Annotated in this window: 16 protein-coding genes; 8 read left to right on the forward strand and 8 right to left on the reverse strand. The window is 68.3% G+C overall.

Features of this window, described 5'->3' with window-relative positions; genetic code table 11:
* Positions 1-185: 185 nt before the first annotated feature.
* The 3 genes from FZP69_RS07265 (at position 186) to FZP69_RS07275 (ending at position 5,467) form a co-directional block, all read left to right on the forward strand.
* Entirely contained in the window at positions 186-1,940 is a 1,755-nt protein-coding gene (locus tag FZP69_RS07265; RefSeq protein ID WP_152040664.1) for an L-lactate permease, read from the forward strand.
* 137 nt (positions 1,941-2,077) lie between these two features.
* Entirely contained in the window at positions 2,078-5,155 is a 3,078-nt protein-coding gene (locus FZP69_RS07270; protein ID WP_152040665.1) for an FAD-binding and (Fe-S)-binding domain-containing protein, read from the forward strand.
* A gap of 114 nt (positions 5,156-5,269) precedes the next feature.
* Entirely contained in the window at positions 5,270-5,467 is a 198-nt protein-coding gene (locus FZP69_RS07275; protein WP_152040666.1) for a hypothetical protein, read from the forward strand.
* A 46-nt stretch (positions 5,468-5,513) separates the two neighbouring features.
* On the opposite strand, the gene FZP69_RS07280 is transcribed toward FZP69_RS07275, so the two are convergent.
* The 4 genes from FZP69_RS07280 to FZP69_RS07295 form a co-directional block, all read right to left on the reverse strand.
* Positions 5,514-5,963, reverse strand: a complete 450-nt coding sequence (locus tag FZP69_RS07280; RefSeq protein ID WP_152040667.1) for a hypothetical protein — start codon at positions 5,961-5,963, stop codon at positions 5,514-5,516.
* Complete coding sequence (locus FZP69_RS07285; protein ID WP_152040668.1) at positions 5,956-6,321, reverse strand: hypothetical protein; 366 nt, start codon at positions 6,319-6,321, stop codon at positions 5,956-5,958. Before FZP69_RS07285 ends, FZP69_RS07280 begins: the two co-directional genes overlap by 8 nt.
* 139 nt (positions 6,322-6,460) lie before the next feature.
* Positions 6,461-8,167 carry an Nramp family divalent metal transporter gene (locus FZP69_RS07290; RefSeq protein WP_192918557.1) on the reverse strand — a complete coding sequence of 569 codons (1,707 nt, stop codon included), beginning with the start codon at positions 8,165-8,167 and terminating at the stop codon, positions 6,461-6,463.
* 83 nt (positions 8,168-8,250) lie between these two features.
* The gene (locus FZP69_RS07295; RefSeq protein ID WP_152040669.1) at positions 8,251-8,814 is read right to left on the reverse strand and encodes a winged helix-turn-helix domain-containing protein; all 564 of its coding nucleotides are present in this window, start codon (positions 8,812-8,814) and stop codon (positions 8,251-8,253) included.
* A 335-nt stretch (positions 8,815-9,149) separates the two neighbouring features.
* On the opposite strand from FZP69_RS07295, the gene FZP69_RS07300 reads away from it, so the two are divergent.
* The 5 genes from FZP69_RS07300 (at position 9,150) to FZP69_RS07320 (ending at position 14,033) form a co-directional block, all read left to right on the forward strand.
* The gene (locus FZP69_RS07300; RefSeq protein ID WP_152040670.1) at positions 9,150-10,529 is read left to right on the forward strand and encodes an ABC transporter substrate-binding protein; all 1,380 of its coding nucleotides are present in this window, start codon (positions 9,150-9,152) and stop codon (positions 10,527-10,529) included.
* A gap of 185 nt (positions 10,530-10,714) precedes the next feature.
* A complete protein-coding gene (locus tag FZP69_RS07305; RefSeq protein WP_152040671.1) occupies positions 10,715-11,686 on the forward strand; it encodes a branched-chain amino acid ABC transporter permease in 972 nt (323 codons plus the stop codon).
* Positions 11,687-12,553, forward strand: coding sequence for a branched-chain amino acid ABC transporter permease (locus FZP69_RS07310; protein WP_152040672.1), 867 nt, complete (start codon positions 11,687-11,689; stop codon positions 12,551-12,553).
* Positions 12,550-13,326 carry an ABC transporter ATP-binding protein gene (locus tag FZP69_RS07315; protein WP_152040673.1) on the forward strand — a complete coding sequence of 259 codons (777 nt, stop codon included), beginning with the start codon at positions 12,550-12,552 and terminating at the stop codon, positions 13,324-13,326. Before FZP69_RS07310 ends, FZP69_RS07315 begins: the two co-directional genes overlap by 4 nt.
* Positions 13,326-14,033 carry an ABC transporter ATP-binding protein gene (locus tag FZP69_RS07320; RefSeq protein ID WP_321168785.1) on the forward strand — a complete coding sequence of 236 codons (708 nt, stop codon included), beginning with the start codon at positions 13,326-13,328 and terminating at the stop codon, positions 14,031-14,033. The genes FZP69_RS07315 and FZP69_RS07320 overlap by 1 nt, the downstream gene beginning before the upstream one ends.
* A 352-nt stretch (positions 14,034-14,385) precedes the next feature.
* On the opposite strand, the gene FZP69_RS07325 is transcribed toward FZP69_RS07320, so the two are convergent.
* From FZP69_RS07325 to FZP69_RS07340, 4 genes are all read right to left on the reverse strand, one after another.
* A complete protein-coding gene (locus tag FZP69_RS07325; RefSeq protein ID WP_152040675.1) occupies positions 14,386-14,880 on the reverse strand; it encodes a GIY-YIG nuclease family protein in 495 nt (164 codons plus the stop codon).
* Positions 14,877-15,305, reverse strand: a complete 429-nt coding sequence (locus tag FZP69_RS07330) for a DUF393 domain-containing protein (RefSeq protein WP_152040676.1) — start codon at positions 15,303-15,305, stop codon at positions 14,877-14,879. The genes FZP69_RS07325 and FZP69_RS07330 overlap by 4 nt, the downstream gene beginning before the upstream one ends.
* A gap of 252 nt (positions 15,306-15,557) precedes the next feature.
* Entirely contained in the window at positions 15,558-15,809 is a 252-nt protein-coding gene (locus FZP69_RS07335; protein ID WP_152040677.1) for a hypothetical protein, read from the reverse strand.
* A gap of 137 nt (positions 15,810-15,946) precedes the next feature.
* On the reverse strand, positions 15,947-16,504 hold the full coding sequence (locus tag FZP69_RS07340) for a tRNA (cytidine(56)-2'-O)-methyltransferase (protein WP_152040678.1): 558 nt from the start codon (positions 16,502-16,504) through the stop codon (positions 15,947-15,949).
* Positions 16,505-16,507: the final 3 nt, after the last annotated feature.

Consider the following 16,507-nt stretch of genomic DNA (forward strand, 5'->3'; position numbering starts at 1 on the left):
CCACGAGTACATTGGGCTGCCGTCGACGCTGTCCGAGCCGTGATCGATTCCCGACGACGTGGAAGGACCGGCAGCTATTTTACGGATGGATCGGGGTCGTTCGACCATGCCACCAGGCATCGAGTACGAGGCTGTCACGAGACGGACTGGCATGGGTTCGAGACACACTGGACGGGGGGTGTGGCATGGCTAGCGCGGTCGACGCGCTCGTCGCGTTGCTCCCGCTCGCGACGATCGCGTTCCTGATGGTCGGGCGGTACTGGCCCGCGACGCGGGCGATGCCGGTCGCGTGGCTGGTCGCCGTCGGCGCGGGCGTCCTCGGCTGGGGAATGTCCGCTCGCTGGATCGCCGCCTCCTCGATCGTCGGCTTCATCACCGCCGCGAACATCCTCTACATCGTCTTCGGGGCGATCCTCCTGCTGTACACGCTGAAGCGCACGGGCGCGTTCGACGCCATCAATCAGGGGTTCGCCTCCGTGAGCGAGGATCGCCGGGTGCAGGTGGTCCTGCTGGTGTTCCTGATGGGCTCGTTCATCGAGGCCGCGGCCGGTTTCGGGACGCCGGCGGCCATCGTCGGCCCCCTGCTCGTGGGGCTGGGCTTCCCGCCGCTCGCCGCGGTGGTCGTCGCGCTCACGGGCAACCTGATGGCGATCACGTTCGGCGCGGTCGGGACGCCGTTGATCATCGGGATGATCGACGTCTTCGGCTCCGTCGAGAGCATCCAGACCGCCGTCGTCACGAACGGTCCGTTCCCGAGCATCGAGGCGTGGGTCGCCGAGATCGCAGTGTGGGCGGCGACGTACCACGTCGTCGTGGGGATCGTCCTTCCCTTCATCGGCGTCGCGATGATGACCCGTTTCTTCGGCGAGGAGCGCTCGATCAAGCCCGCGCTCGAGGTCCTGCCGCTGACGCTGTTCGCGTGGGCCTCGTTCGCGGTTCCGTACTGGCTCACCGCGTACTTCCTCGGTCCGGAGTTCCCCGGGCTGATCGGCGCGATGGTCGGCCTGTTCGTGACCGTCGGCGTGCTGAAGGCCGGCTTCTTCCACCCCGACGACGAGTGGGACTTCGGCCCGCAGGAGAACTGGCCCGATCACTGGATCGGGGAGATCGAACCCGGCGAGGGCGGCGTCTCGGCCGGCACCTCCCGTGACGGGGCGGTCACGGCAGACGGTGGCCACGTCCAGATGCCGCTGTGGAAGGCGTGGACGCCGTACGCGCTCGTCGCGGTGCTGCTCGTCGTCACCAGGGTCGTCGACCCGGTGAACGCGTTCGTCACGATGGACGTCTTCACGATCACGTGGGCCGATCTCCCGTTGACGGGCGAGACGATCCTCGGGACCGGCCTCTCGGACTCCTTCGCGGTCCTCTACCTGCCGGGGGCAGTGTTCGTCGCGGTCCACCTGCTCACGATCCCGCTGCACGACATGCGACGAGACGAGATTACCGCGGCGTGGGCAGAGACGATCGAGAAGGTCATGCCGGCCGTCGTCGCGCTGCTGTTCGCGGTGGCGACCGTCCAGGTCATGCTCCAGTCGGGGCAGGCGACCGGCACCGACAGCATGCTGATCGTCCTCTCGGACGGGATGGCCTCCGTCGCGGGCGGCGTCTACCCGTTCTTCGCCGCCTACGTGGGGGCGTTCGGGGCGTTCCTCGCCGGCTCGAACACCGTCTCCGACATCCTCTTCGGCACGTTCCAGTACGGCGTCGCCGACCAGATCGGCACGCCGCGGACGCTGATGCTCGGCGCGCAGGCCGTCGGTGGCGCCATCGGCAACCTCATCGCCATCCACAACGTCGTCGCGGCGCTGGCCGTCGTCGGCCTCGTCGGCGAAGAGGGTCGGGTCATCCGGCTGGAACTCATCCCGCTGGTCTACTACGGCACGGCGACGGGACTGCTGACGCTGCTGTTCAGCTACGTCCTCTTCCCGGGCGTCTTCTGACCCCGGGCCCGGTTCCGGTCTCGACGTCGACGCCGATGTCGACGTCGACCCCGACCGCACGCATCGCCCCACGAACGCGCCGCCGGACGGCGTGACCTCCGGCTTTTATTACGAACGACTCAAAGGACTGACCATCGATGGCAAGTAACACGGACGAATCAGGGTCGCGAACGGTCGACCCGCTCGAGGAGGCGAACTTCGACTACGTCTCCGACGACGTCGCGCGACCGGCGCTGGTCGACGACCTCGAGGGACTGGTCGACGGCGACGTCCGCTTCGACACCTACACGCGGCAGCTGTACGCGACCGACGCGTCGGCGTACGAACGCACGCCGATCGGCGTGGTGCTGCCGCGATCGACCGACGACGTCGCCGCCGTGATGCGCTACTGCGCCCGCCGCGAGATCCCCGTGCTGCCCCGGGGCGGCGGGACCTCCCTGGCGGGACAGACGGTGAACGAGGCGGTCGTCCTCGACCTCACGCGGTACATGGACGCCGTCGTCGAGGCCGACCCCGACGCGGCGACCGCACGGGCACAGGCGGGCACCTACCTCGGCGACCTCAACCGGGAACTCGAACCACACGGGCTGAAGTTCGCCCCCGATCCGGCCTGGGGCGACAAGAGCGCGCTCGGGGGGGCGATCGGCAACAACTCCACCGGCGCACACTCGCTGAAGTACGGCAAGACCGACTACTACCTCGAGGAGTGCGAGGCGGTCCTCGCGGACGGGACGGTCGAGCGGTTCGGCGAGATGGACGTCGAGGAACTCCGGGCACGGGCCGACCCCGACGCCGACGAGATCCTCCCCCGGGTGTACGCCCAGGTGGTCCGCATCCTCGACGAGGAGGCCGACGAGGTGGAGGCGCGGTACCCCGACCTCAAGCGGAACGTCTCGGGGTACAACCTCGACATGCTCGTCGACGAGGCACGGGGCCAGCGGCGGACCCCCGACAACGAGGGGATCGACCCCGACTCGGAGGCTGGAACGGTGAACCTCGCCCGCCTTCTGGCCGGCAGCGAGGGGACGCTCGCGCTCGTCACCGAGGCGACCGTCTCGCTCGAACCGATCCCGAACACGGCCTCGGTCGCGCTGCTCACCTACGACAGCGTGCTCGACGCGATGGAGGACGTCGCACCGATCCTCGAACACGACCCCGCCGCGGTCGAGGTGATGGACGACGTCCTGTTGGATCTGGCCCGCGACACGGCGGAGTTCGCCGATGTCGTCGGACTGTTGCCCGAGGGGACGAACTCGGTGCTTCTCGTGGAGTTCTACGCCGAGGACGACGCCGACGGGCGACAGCAGGTCGCCGACCTGCTCGCCGACCGCGTGGGAGTGGAGGCGGAGGCGACGCCGAGCGAGGGTGCCACCGCGATCACGGCGGAGGCGAAGACGGCCGTCACGGCGATGGAGGCCCACGACGCCGAGACGCGCGCGAAGTTCTGGAAGATGCGCAAGTCCGGCCTCCCGATCCTCCTCTCGCGGACGACCGACGAGAAACACATCGCGTACATCGAGGATACGGCCATCCCCGCCGAGAACCTCCCGGCGTACGTCGCGGAGTTCCAGGAGATCCTCGCCGACCACGACACATTCGCGAGCTACTACGCGCACGCGGGGCCGGGCGTGTTACACATCCGCCCGCTCATCAACACCAAGACGGCCGAGGGCGTCGAGACGTTCGAGTCCATCGCCGACGCCGTGACCGACCTCGTGGTGAAGTACGGCGGGAGCGTGTCGGGCGAACACGGCGACGGTCGCGCCCGGACCCAGTGGAACCGGAAGCTGTACGGCGACCGCCTGTGGGGCGTCTTCAGAGACCTCAAGACGGCGTTCGACCCCGACTGGCTCCTCAACCCGGGCAACGTCTGCGGCGACCACGACCTGACGGAGAACCTCCGGTTCTCGCCCGACTACGACTTCGATCAGTCGTTCGAGCCGGCGCTGAACTGGGAGAACGACAACGGCTTCCAGGGGATGGCCGAACTCTGTCACGGCTGTGCGGGCTGTCGCGGACCGCAGGAGACCACGGGCGGCGTGATGTGTCCCACGTTCCGGGCCGCCGAGGAGGAGATCCAGTCCACCCGCGGACGAGCGAACATGCTCCGGGGGGCGATGTCGGGCGCGTTCGACGAGGCGGAGCTGTTCTCCGACGAGTTCGTCCACGAGGTGTTCGACCTCTGCATCGGCTGCAAGGGCTGTTCGAAGGACTGCCCCTCGGAGGTCGACATGGCGAAGCTGAAAGCCGAGGTGACCCACGAGTACCACCAGCGCAACGGGTCGAGCCTCCGCGACCGCGTGTTCGCCAACGCGGAGCCGGTCTCGCGACTGGGTAGCGCCCTCGCCCCCGTCTCGAACCTGGCGGCGAAGCTCCCCGGCTCGGGGTGGATCGCGGAGAAGACGCTCGGTATCGCCGCCGAGCGCTCGCTCCCGACGTACGCGGCTGAGTCGTTCCAGGCGTGGTTCGCAAAGCGCGGCGGGAGCACGGTCGACGAGGAGAACGCGGTCCGTCGGGCGCTCCTGTTCCCCGACACGTACACCAACTACAACCACCCCGCGGCAGGGCGGGCGGCGGTACGAGTGCTCGAAGCCGCGGGCGTCCACGTCCGCGTCCCGGACGACGTCGCCGGGAGCGGGCGGCCCCCACACTCGAAGGGGTTCCTCGACAAGGCCCGGAGCGAGGCCGAACAGAACGTCGAGGCGCTCGCCCCGCTCGTCGCCGACGGCTGGGATGTGGTGGTCGTCGAACCCTCCGACGCCGTGATGTTCCAGTCGGACTACCTGGATCTGCTCTCGGGCTCCGACGTGGAGCGGTTCGCCGCGAACAGCTACGGCGTGATGGAGTACGTCGACACGTTCGGGCTGCTCGACGGCGTGGCGACCGTCGAGGCGGGGGAGTCGCTGACGTACCACGGCCACTGCCACCAGAAGTCGACCAACAAGGACCACCACGCCGTCGGCGTCCTCCGGAGGGCGGGCTACGAGGTCGACCCGCTCGACTCGACGTGCTGTGGGATGGCGGGCTCGTTCGGCTACGAGGCCGAACATTACGCGATGTCGAAGGCGATCGCGTCGATCCTCTACGACCAGATCGACGCGAGTCCGGGCGAGACGGTCGTCGCCCCCGGTGCCTCCTGTCGGTCACAGCTCGGTGACCACGAGGGAGAGGAGCCGCCCCACCCGGTCGAGAAACTGGCCGCGGTGATCGGCTGAGCGGTGGGCCGAGACGGTTCCGCCCCGCCGGCCGACGAGACGGGGACCAGCCCCTCGGCGTCCGACGACGACAACGACGGTCACGAGGGTGGCACCGAGAGAGGTGGAGACAGTGTGGGCCGACCCGTCCGGCGCGGGAGCGTCGACCTCCGGACGGTCGACGGCGAGGTTGTCCACCACGACGAGGCGGTCGTCCGGTACGACCCCGACGCCTTCGTCGTCGGCCCCGACCAGTCGTTCCCGAGCGACGCGACGGTGCGCTACCCGAAGGAGACGGTCGCGTGGATTCAGGTGCGACATCCGCGCCGGTGAGTCGGCAGGCCCGGTCACCGCTGGTCGACCGGACCGACGGGCCGGCTCACGGCAGGCCCGTCCGCGTCGTGTCGTCGACGCGAGCGTCACCGTCGAGGTCGGCGAGTGCGCCGTGGAGCGCCGAGGCGTCGACGTCGTGGAGGCGGGCGCTGTAAGACGGCGCGTCACCGCGCGTCTCGATCGTCAGTTTCGGGCGGGTGAACCGACCGCCGTCTGAGACGGCGACTCGTTCGATGGCGTCTCCCGAGAGCCAGGTGACCGTGTCGGCGGCCGCGAGCAACCCATCGAGCCCGTGGTCGTCGTACACCCTGTCGAGCGCCCGGGCGCGCCGGGTGTGTTTGCCCGCGGCCAGCCCGAACAGCGGCGTGAACGCGCCGCAGTCGAGCACGTAACAGCCAGCCGGCTCGAAGACGAACTCGAACAGCTGGAGCGGGACAGACCCACACATCCCGTAGTGGACGCGGACGTGGTCGGCCCCCGGCTCCGCGTCACTCACCCTTGTCACCCCCGGTCGTGATCGCCGCGCGGAAGAAGAGGACGCCGCCGAGGACGAACAGCGCACCCCCGACGCGGCTCACCTCCACGAGCACGTACGCCCCGACGGCGATGCCCGCGACAGCGACCGCGGTGACGGCTGTCTCGGCGCGCACTGTCCGCGCGTGTCCCGCGAGCTCCGCGAGATACGTGGTGCACATCACAGTCAGGGCGGCGACGACTGCCGGGGTCCGCGTCCACGAGGGGCCGACAGTCACGGCGAGACCGACGACGACCAGCCCGCCGACGTAGACGGCGTACCGCCGGCTTCGAAGCGTGGCGAGCGTTCGGCGGACGGTGCTGTCGGCCCGGTCGGTCATCTGTTCCGGGCGTTCGCTCCCGTCTCGAAGACGATCGACTGTCGAGACCGACGCTCGCCGAACGGGACGCCGGTTTCGGTTCGACAGCGGCGGCCGGACGTGGTCGGGGAGCCCGGCGGCTCAGCGGACGGCGGTGGGGTCACGACAACCACCCGCGTGCGGCGTCGCGCTCGGTGTCGTCGACGTCGGTGTCGCGCGTCTTCGCCTGGACGGTCCGGACGACCGTGTACGCCTGGACGGCGAGGAACGCCGCCCAGAGGACGTACCCGCCGGGGGCGCTCCCGAGGAGAACTGGCTCCGTCCAGAGGAGGGTCACGCCGAAGTCGCGCGCGAGCGTCCGTCCGACGAGCAGCGTACTGAAGTAGCCGAAGAAGCCCGTCGCCCACCACATGGCGACGATCCGCCCCCAGCCGGGCTGGAGGTGGCGGGGCAGGCGGGTGGTGTTGATGACGAGCGTGAGTGCGATGTACGGCCACATCATCACGCCCGACATGGCGGCACCGACGACGAGCAGGAAGAAGGGCTGTTCGAAGGGGAGGAGGATGATGACGATCCCCCAGAGCGTGAACGCGGTGAGCGTGACGAGGAAGATGGTCGGGAGGCTCCAGCCGGCCTGGCGGCCGTGCGCCTCGTAGATGATGTCGGCGCTGTTGCGGACGAACGACTCGACGATGGCGTACTCGGTGGTGAACAGCGCGACGAACAGGACGAACGGAACCAGGACGGCGCCCGTCCCGGAGAGCTGCGGGACGACGACGGTCAGCCACATGTCGATGCCCGTCGTCTCGGTCCCCGCGGCGAACTTCGCGGCGACCGTCATCAGCACGGTCGCGACGACGAGCAGGCCGACGACGAACGTGAGGAAGTGTTCGAGCTGGACGACCCGCCACCAGCCACGCCAGCGCCGCAGGTTCTCGGGTGTGGGACGGAAGGCGAAGCCGTCACGTTCGATCGGTTCGGGCTCCTCGCCGATGAGCGGGTTCTTCAGCCGCCCCTGGTAGTTCCCCATCCCGTACCCCTTCTCGCGGACCCACAGCGACTGCGAGAGGTTGAGGTAGCCGCCCGCGCCCGCGAACGCGAGCCCACCGAGGAACACCGCGAGGTCGGTTCCCGGCGGGAGCGTGCCGACGGCGACCGCGCCCGCGGGGAGGTTCGCGAGCTGGTCGACCGAGCCGGTGACGAGCGCGAGCGCGACCGCGCCGAGGATGGAGACGATTACGAGGACGAACTGTGCCCCCTCGACGACGTTGTACATCACCGGTGAGAGCTGGTAGGAGACGAAGATGAGCAGCATGAGTCCGATCCCGAGCGGCTTCCAGTCGGCGAAGCCGAACGCCCACGAGCCGACCTGTGCGGCGCCCGCGGCCCACCCTGGCCACCCGAGACTGACGAAGCCGGCGAGGAGGAAGAAGATCGGCCACAGCCGGTGGACGCGTCCGAACGCGCGGAAGATGCTCTCGCCGGTCGCGATGGTCCACCGCTGGAGTTCGGTGTTGACGAAGAACTGTGTCAGGACGCCGATCCAGAACGCCCAGTACAGCGACCAGCCGCCCTGGGCGACGAGGACCGGCCAGAAGAGCGTCTCGCCGCTGCCGACGCTCGCGCCGAGCATGATCGCCGAGGGGCCGACGACGTGGCTGACCTTCGGGACCCGCGGGAGGTCGAGGAGCGAGAACCGACCGCCGTTCCCCCGGTCCGGATAGTCGGGGGCGTCGGGAGCGTCCTCCAGGTCGTCGGACGGCATCGGCAGGTAGGAGGTTCCCCGGTACTGCCTCCCCTCGACCTCGGAGGCGTACACGTCGAACTCGTCGTCCGTGCCGTCGGATGGGTCGTGGTCAGGGTGCATTCCAGCGTTCTCTCGGTCAGCCGCCAACGTGTGTCACGGGAATCCCCGCGGTGATAAACCTGTACGTCTCCGTGGGTGTCTCGTCAGTCGCCGCCGAGGTAGTGCCAGATGTGGCCGCGCTCTTTCGGCGGGTCGACGCCCGGCATCTCGCGGAGCGCGGGCTGGATCGCGTTCCACCAGCCCTCGGCGGACTCGAACTCCGCGCGGTAGTCGGGGTAGACGTCGCGGAGGAAGTCCGCCTTCTTCGCCTCGGGGTGGTCGCTCAGGTAGTCGTACGCCGCCAGGAGCGCCTCGCGACGGCGCTCGAGCCGTTTACCGGTACCCGGGAGGTCGACGTCGTACGCCGCGTCGGTGGCAGCCGGTCGCCGGGTGGTGTCGTCGACCGAGCCGGATTCCTCGAGGGGCGTCCACCAGACACGGCTGCGCGCGCCGACCTTCCGCGTCCGCAAGAGCCCCCGCTCCGTGAGTTCGCCCAGCTTGTTGTGCGCCGTCCGCCGCGAACAGTCGAGCGCGTCGGCGATGTCGCCGGCCGTCAGCGGTCGGGCACGGTCGTCGCGCGACTCGAACACCGCCAGCGCCTCCTCGGGCGGGATCCGGTCGGCGAACTGACCGTGCTCGTTTCGGTCACGGTCGCCGGCGTCGGACATGCGCGTGTGTGAGCGATCGACCCGTATAAACCTATTCACTGGTGTGCATCAGCCAGACACTACGAACGAATAGGCCAATATACACGTGTATACCCGACACTTCACTCGCGTGAACCGGTAGGTCGTCCGTCCGAACCGAGGGATCAGTCCGACGCACGCATGAGATCGACACACAGGAAGGCTGTTTCGAGGCGCTCTAAGAGCGATATTATCCAGTACACACGAGAGAATCGACCTCGAGTCGTCCGTTAATAACGTCTTTACTTCCGATACGAATTCATCACGGTCGTTGCATATCGTTACCTATTTATGCCACAATTCATACCACATGATCCATGCCAGGAGATGGCAGGAACTTGGCTGGGATGGATCGACGAACGTACCTCGCACTGGTCGGCGCGACCGGTGCCACCGGGCTCGCGGGCTGCGCAGGCAGCGGCGGGGGCTCGGGCGAGTCCACGGAGTCCGGTGACTCCGGTGGATCCGACTCTGGCGGATCCGGTGGGTCGAGCGACTCCGACTCCGGCGGTTCGGGTGACTCGGGCGGATCCGGAAGTAGTGACGGCGATAGCGGATCCAACACCATTACGGTGGGGAACCTCTCGCCGTTCAGCGGCGGGCTCGGGTGGATCGGTCCGAACTCCCGGCGCGGGGTGAACACCGCACTCGAGGGCGAGGGCGGCGTGAACCAGGCCGGGATACTGGGAAGCACGATCGAGATCACCGAACAGGACACGGAGACCAAACCACAGCCCGCCATCAGCGGCTTCAAGACGCTCGACAGTCAGGGCGTGCCCGCGATGGTCGGCCCGTCGAGCACGGTGACGCCGAGCCTCGTCGAGCCGGCGCAGAGCTCACAGCTCGCGTTCGTCTCGCCGATGACGGGGACGATCCAGCTCGACGGGCTCGGCGGCGAGTACGTCTGGCGGACGGTCCCCTCCGACAGCATCGGCGCGCGCTGTCAGGCCCAGTACGCCTACCAGGAGGAGGGTCACCGTCAGATGGCGCTGGCGTACAAGAACGACAAGGGGTCGCAGAGCTTCTCGAAGGCGTCCGGGGAGTACTTCAAGAACCTCGGCGGCGAGGTCCTGACCGAGGTGGCGCTGGACCCGGCGGCGAGCAGCTACCGGAGCGAGGTCCAGAAGCTCCAGGACTCGGGAGCCGAGGTCGTCTCGATGACCGCGGGCACGGAGGTTTCGGCGCTGTTCTTCAAGAACTACGTCGAGGCCGGTGCCAAAGAGGACTTCCAGCTGCTCCTGGGCAACGACGTGCTGACGCCGGACTTCATCGAGGAGGTCGGGCCGGACGTCATCGAGGGCGCGGTCGGCCAGGCGCCCGCCCCGGGGCCGGCGTACGACCAGTTCGCCGAACAGCACCAGAGTCTCCACGACAAGGAGCCGGGCGCGTTCGCCGCCGCGGCGTACGACGCGATGAACCTCATCGCGCTCGCGTTCGTCAAGGAGGGGGAGGCCAACCGGCAGGCGGTGCCGAACCACCTCTACGACCTCGGCAATCCGCCGGGCGAGCAGGTCAGCACCTTCGCGGCGGGCAAGGAGGTCCTGGAGAACGGCGGGGAGATCGACTACCAGGGCGCCTCGAACCCCCAGAACTTCAACGAGACGGGCGACCCGCTCGGCCCGTTCTCGGCGCTGCAGGCCACGGACGGCGAGTGGAGCGAGGTCATCACGTACTCGGCCGAGGAGCTGGCCGAGTGACGAGCGTTCGGTCGTTCCGCATCGACGAGTGGTGGGACCGGAGCCCGTCCGAGCCCGGGCGGTGACTCGGTCCCGCGGTCGACGCCCTGTCGTGAACCTACATTGATCCCAGATATGTCCGACACTGACGATTGGAACCGACGTACCGAACGGCAACCGACTCCGAACGACGGGAGACACCAAGGATGGCATACGAGACGCTGCTCGTGACGGTCGGCATCATCGTCGCGATCTACTCGATGCTCGCCATCGGGATGAACATGCACTGGGGCGACACGGGCCTGCTCAACTTCGCCCACGCGGGCTTCTTCGCCGTCGGTGCGTACACGTCGGCGATCCTGACGACACCCGGGGGCTCGGGCCTGCTCGCCGAACGGGTCGTCGGCTTCGAACTACCGGTCGTCGTGGGACTAGTCGCCGCGACGGTGCTCGCGGGGGTCGTGGGTGTGCTCATCGCACTCACGAGCGTTCGTCTCGAGGGGGACTACCTCGCGATGGTGACGCTGAGTTCGGCGGAGTTCATCCGCCTCGTCATCACGAACGAGTCGTGGCTCACCGCCGGTGCCCAGGGGATCAACGAGATCCCTCGGCCCGCGTCCGGCGCGTTCCCGCTCGATCTGGGCGGCTTCGTCGTCGGCTACGACCTGTTCTACCTCCTGGTGGTGCTGGCGCTCCTGGGGGGCTGTTTCGCTGTCTTCAGACAGCTGTCGACCAGCCCGTTCGGACGTGTCCTGCACGCCATCCGGGAGGACGAGGACGTCCCCCGTGCGCTCGGCAAGCGAACGTCGCTGTTCAAGCTCAAGTCGTTCGGGCTCGGTGCCGCAATCGCCGGACTCGCCGGCGGGCTGTGGGCGCACTTCTTCTTCGCCATCACGCCGACACAGTTCCTCCCGTCGCTGACGTTCAGCGTCTGGGCGGCGGTCATCATCGGCGGCGCGGGGAGCTACGTCGGCGCGATCGCCGGCACGGTGTTCATCGTCGGGATCCGGCAGGTGACGCGGTTCATCCCGAGCGACGTTCCCCTCGGTGGGGACCTGCCGTTCATCCGGCTCATCGTCATCGGCATCGCGCTCATCGTCGTCCTCTACTACCGCCCGGAGGGGCTGTTCGGCGATCGGGAGCGACTCGTGGCCGGCCAGTCGATGGAGGGCGAGTAGATGGTGGGGTTCGATCCGCAGTTCGTCTGGTTCGGGCTCGTTACGGGGAGTCTCATCGCTCTCGGGGCGCTGGGACTGACGCTCATCTTCGGGATCCTCGACTTCATCAACATCGCCTACGGCGAGTACATGGCGCTGGGCGCGTTCATCGCGTTCGGGCTGAACACGGAGGTCGGCCTCCCGGTCGTCGTCTCGGGCGCCATCGCCGTCGTGGCCATGGGTCCGATCGCCATCGCCCTCGACAAGGCGGTGTTCCAGCACTTCCGGAATCGGTCGGCGATCGTCCTCCTCGTCGTCTCCATCGGGGTCTCGTTCGTCCTTCGGAACGTCATCCGGGTCGTCTGGGGGAGCGGCTCGAAGCGGTTCGACGTCCCGATCGAGGAGGCACCGACGTACTTCGGGATCCAGATCCTCGCGGACCAGGTGGCGATCGTCGTGCTGAGTCTGCTCGTCCTGGGGCTGACGTTCGGCCTCCTGCGCAAGACCGACATCGGGGTCGCCATGCGCGCCGCCTCCGACGACACCGACCTCGCACGCATCCGCGGCGTCGACACGGAACGGCTGGTGCTGTACGTCTGGCTCGTCGGGGGCTTCATCGCCGCCATCGCCGGCGTGATGCTCGGCCTCGACTCGCAACTACGACCGACGATGGGCTTTCTCACCCTGATCCCCATCTTCGCGGCCGTCATCCTCGGCGGGATCGGCGACCCCGTCGGGGCGGTCGTCGGGGGGTACGCGATCGGGCTGCTCCAGGAGATGAGCGTGGTCGTCATCCCCGCGGAGTACAAGCCGCTGGTCGGCCTCGCCCTGCTGGTGGTCGGGCTGCTGACCCGTCCGGACGGACTGTTCGGGGAGGCGACACGATGAGCCGGAGAGACGCCAGCGAGCCGGTCCTCCGCGTCGAGGGGCTGAAGAAGACGTTCGGCGGGCTGGTCGCGGTCGACGGCGCGTCGTTCACCGTCGAGAAGGGGACCATCGTCGGCCTCATCGGACCGAACGGCGCGGGGAAGTCGACGACGTTCAACCTCGTCACCGGCTTCTACGAGGCCGACGACGGCGACGTCTACCTGCGTGGCGAGAACGTCGTCGATCTCTCGCCCGAGGAGCGCTCGAAGCGGGGCATGGTCCGGACGTTCCAGATCGCCCGCGAGCTCACCGGGATGAAGGTCAGACAGAACATGCATCTCGGCGGGCAGAACCACGACGGCGAGAAGGTGCTCCACGCGCTGGCCGGAACGGCGGCCGACCGCGAACGCGAGGTCGCCGAGCGTGCCGAGGAGATCCTCCGGAGCCTGGAACTCTGGGAACTGCGCGACGAGTACGCCGGCAACCTCTCGGGGGGCCAGCGCAAGCTCCTCGAACTCGGGCGCGCGTTGATGACGGATCCGGACGTGCTCCTCCTCGACGAGCCGATGGCCGGCGTCAACCCGAGCCTCTCCGACGAGATCATCGAGATGATCCACGAGCTCAAAGCACAGGGGCTCACCGTCCTCATCGTCGAGCACGACATCGACATGATCATGGACATCAGCGACAAGGTGATCGGGATGCACCAGGGGCAGGTGCTGACCAGCGGACCTCCCGAGGCGGTACAGAACGACGAGGAGCTGCTTGAGGCGTACCTCGGGGGTGAGGTGTGATGTTCCTCGAGGCCAGCGACGTCGTGAGCGGCTACGGCGACGCGATCATCGTCGACGGTGCCAGCCTCGAGATGGAACGGGAGGAGATGGTGACGATCATCGGCCCGAACGGCGCGGGCAAATCGACGTTCCTGAAGACCATCGTCGGGCTCCTCCGCGTCCGCGAGGGGCGCGTCGCCTTCCAGGGCGAGGACATCACGGACCTCTCGGCCGAGGAGGCCATCGAACACGGCATCTGTTTCGTTCCGCAGACCGACAACGTGTTCGGCAACCTCTCCGTCAGGGAGAACCTCAAGATGGGCGGCTGGTCGCTCGACGACGACGACCGCTTCGACGACCGAGTCCAGGAGGTGTACGAGCGGTTCCCCGAGCTCGAGGACCGCCCCAATGCCCTCGCGGGCAACCTCTCGGGCGGCCAGCAGCAGATGGTCGCCATGGGGGCCGGACTCATGCTCGACCCCGACCTGCTGATCCTCGACGAACCCTCTGCGGGGCTCGCACCCGATCTCGTCGACGACATGTTCGAGAAGATCTCCGAGATCAACGAGGCGGGCACCTCCGTGCTGATGGTCGAGCAGAACGCCCGCCGGGCGCTCGAGGAGTCCGATCGTGGCATCGTCCTCGACATGGGCGAGTCCAAGATGGAGGGCACTGGAGCGGAACTGCTGGAGTCCGACGAGGTGGCCGAACTCTACCTCGGCACCTGAGCCGGACCGATCGGGTCGACGCCCCCGACCGTCGGCGTCACCCGGTTCGTGTTTCTAAGGCGACTGTTCCCTCGTGCCGAACAGCATACGACGAGATTATATAAATAAAACGTATATTTATATAGTATTAGTCAGAGACTGCTTCGGAACACAGCAGATGAGGTAAAGTCGTCTCGTGAGGAACTGTGGGTGCCGGGGTGCCTCTGACGAGTCGACTCACCGGAACGACCCGGCTTCCGGTACGGGCCGCCGCGTCCGACAGTCGGCAACCCCGAACGCGACGTCGATGCCCGCGGCGTCGCGTTCGAGGGGGGACGATCCTTTGGGGGGTCTTCTTCGGTGTATCAGCGAATCACACCGAGCGGTCGGCATCGAGCACCGCCGTCACACACTGCTCGGCGACGGCGACGGACGCCACCGAGAGGTGGGACCGACACGCACAGTCCGACGAGCCGAAGCCGTCGATCGGACCGGGAGGTAGCCGGCGTGCGACCGCACACTCGACGTCGACGGCCGGGAGCAAGAGCGCGGCGACGAACGACGCCTCGCGTCGGGTGGTGAGCGAATCGACGTGCCAGTGCACGGTTCGATCGTCGCCCGCGAGATGACGACGGTGGCGTTCGGCCCGGGCGAACCCGCCCGGGCCGAACGCGCTGCCGACGTAGGCGTAGCTCCCGGCAGGGAGGTCGAATCGGCCGAGCGCACCGACCTCGACCGACGCCACAGACGAGAGTTCGAAGAGGAGGACGTACGTCCCCCCGGCAGCCGGATCGTCGACGACCGCGTCGAGGGCGTCGTCGGGATCGACGCGGACGACGCGGTCCGCCCCGTCTCGTGTCCCGGTCACGCCACCGTCGCCGTCTCGTCGCTCGCGCGGGCGACGAGCCCGTCGAACAGCGCAGCCGCGTCGTCGACGAGGGTGTAGACGTCGTGGTAGTCGTCGGGGTCGCGACCGCGGCCGCTGGCGAGGCCGACGGCGCGTGCGATGTCGTCGTACCGCTCGCGGACGAGCGAGCCGACGATCCCCGGCGTCCCCGCACGGTCGGCCAGCTCCTCGGCCGCGGACCGTCCGGCGTACACCCGTTCGCGCCGGCGGTCGACGAGGAACATCGCGAACGGCCGCTCGTCGAACTGTGCCTCGAGGAACGACTGGGCGACGTCGTCGTACCACGAGACGGCTCCGATGGAGCGGAGTCGGCGGAGCGCGACCGCGGCGATCGAACAGTACGGACACTCGCCGTCGTAGACGAGGACGGCGTCGTACTCGGACATGCCCGCGGTAGGGACGACGCGAACAAAACACTGCTGGCGGCGGCACGCTGACACTCGGACCCCCCGGGGCGATCGGACGGTGGCGATCACCCGAGCCGCCGTCGGGCCAGGGTGTCTCTCCACGCCGTCGCCGCGTGGTTGCCCAGAGCCCCGCATCGACACCGCAGAACGGTGTGGCAGCCGACGGGTCAGCAGCAGCCGCCGACAGAGCGTCGTCGGTCACGCTCGGCCGCCCCACGGATCGAGACGACGTTATCCGTGTCGGCCGACGTGGTAGAGGACGCCCCACAGGAACGACAGTGAAACCATGACGACGACCGTGCCAGCGAACTGCTCGTCGAGCGGGATGCCGGCACCCGTGAGCCGGCGTAGTAACCGGATCACGGCGACCGACGCCTCTCCGAGCGGAGGCGCGTACGACCAGAGATACTTCGAGAGCATCGTGCCGACGATGAGGGTGGCGAACGCCGCGAGCGCGTGTGAACCGCCGGTCGTTGCGGGCATACAGAAGAGATGTTCAGTATTTCTCAAATAACTGTGGTCCGGGCGGCTTCGAACCGTGGCCCGCGCAGCTGTGGATCGTGATTCGAGAGACCGTGGTGGGCCGTCCGCGACGCGCGGGCGGTACCCCGTGGCACGGTTCACTCGTCGTCCGCGTCGGCCGCCTCGACGACCGTCTTTCCCGTCGCCGTCGGTACCACCCGTCTGTCGGCCCCGTCCCACTCTCGGTCGAGTTCGCGGCCCTCGAACAGCCGGTCGAGGAAGACGGCCAGTCCCGCCACTTCCGAGTGGGGCTGGTTCGTCACGGCGACGTTCCAGTCGGCGGCCTCGTACACCTCGAACGGGACCTTCTGCGAGCCGACGACGACGAGGAGGGGGTCGCCGGCGTCGGCGTGGGCGTCGCGGATCGACCCCTCGACGTCCTGGACGCGCTCGCCGTACATCGTGAGGTGGACCACGCGCCCGTCCCACTCCCGGAGGCGGGGTCGCCACTCGTCGATCACCTCGACGTCGAACGGGCCGCCGAACCGGGCCGTGACCTCCTCGACGGTCGCTTTCGACCCCGACGCGTCGCCGACCAGCAGCGCCCGGTCGGCACCGAGCGCACGCGCCGTGAGCGCGACGTGGGTGGTCATCCGGTCGTCGCGGCCGGGACGGTGGCCCAGGCGGAGGACCACGACCGCGGCTGTGTCGTGCATACG

Origin of the sequence: Salinigranum salinum, assembly GCF_009176545.1 — an archaeon.
GTDB classification, from domain to species: domain Archaea; phylum Halobacteriota; class Halobacteria; order Halobacteriales; family Haloferacaceae; genus Salinigranum; species Salinigranum salinum.

Bases quoted from the DNA above. Each gene is read 5' to 3' on its own strand.
- FZP69_RS07320 (WP_321168785.1), top strand. From the start codon at position 13,326: ATGTTCCTCGAGGCCAGCGACGTCGTGAGCGGCTACGGCGACGCGATC.
- FZP69_RS07305 (WP_152040671.1), top strand. From the start codon at position 10,715: ATGGCATACGAGACGCTGCTCGTGACGGTCGGCATCATCGTCGCGATC.
- FZP69_RS07335 (WP_152040677.1), bottom strand. From the start codon at position 15,809: ATGCCCGCAACGACCGGCGGTTCACACGCGCTCGCGGCGTTCGCCACC.
- FZP69_RS07300 (WP_152040670.1), top strand. From the start codon at position 9,150: ATGCCAGGAGATGGCAGGAACTTGGCTGGGATGGATCGACGAACGTAC.
- FZP69_RS07265 (WP_152040664.1), top strand. From the start codon at position 186: ATGGCTAGCGCGGTCGACGCGCTCGTCGCGTTGCTCCCGCTCGCGACG.
- FZP69_RS07340 (WP_152040678.1), bottom strand. From the start codon at position 16,504: ATGCACGACACAGCCGCGGTCGTGGTCCTCCGCCTGGGCCACCGTCCC.
- FZP69_RS07290 (WP_192918557.1), bottom strand. From the start codon at position 8,167: ATGCACCCTGACCACGACCCATCCGACGGCACGGACGACGAGTTCGAC.
- FZP69_RS07270 (WP_152040665.1), top strand. From the start codon at position 2,078: ATGGCAAGTAACACGGACGAATCAGGGTCGCGAACGGTCGACCCGCTC.
- FZP69_RS07285 (WP_152040668.1), bottom strand. From the start codon at position 6,321: ATGACCGACCGGGCCGACAGCACCGTCCGCCGAACGCTCGCCACGCTT.
- FZP69_RS07295 (WP_152040669.1), bottom strand. From the start codon at position 8,814: ATGTCCGACGCCGGCGACCGTGACCGAAACGAGCACGGTCAGTTCGCC.
- FZP69_RS07310 (WP_152040672.1), top strand. From the start codon at position 11,687: ATGGTGGGGTTCGATCCGCAGTTCGTCTGGTTCGGGCTCGTTACGGGG.
- FZP69_RS07330 (WP_152040676.1), bottom strand. From the start codon at position 15,305: ATGTCCGAGTACGACGCCGTCCTCGTCTACGACGGCGAGTGTCCGTAC.
- FZP69_RS07315 (WP_152040673.1), top strand. From the start codon at position 12,550: ATGAGCCGGAGAGACGCCAGCGAGCCGGTCCTCCGCGTCGAGGGGCTG.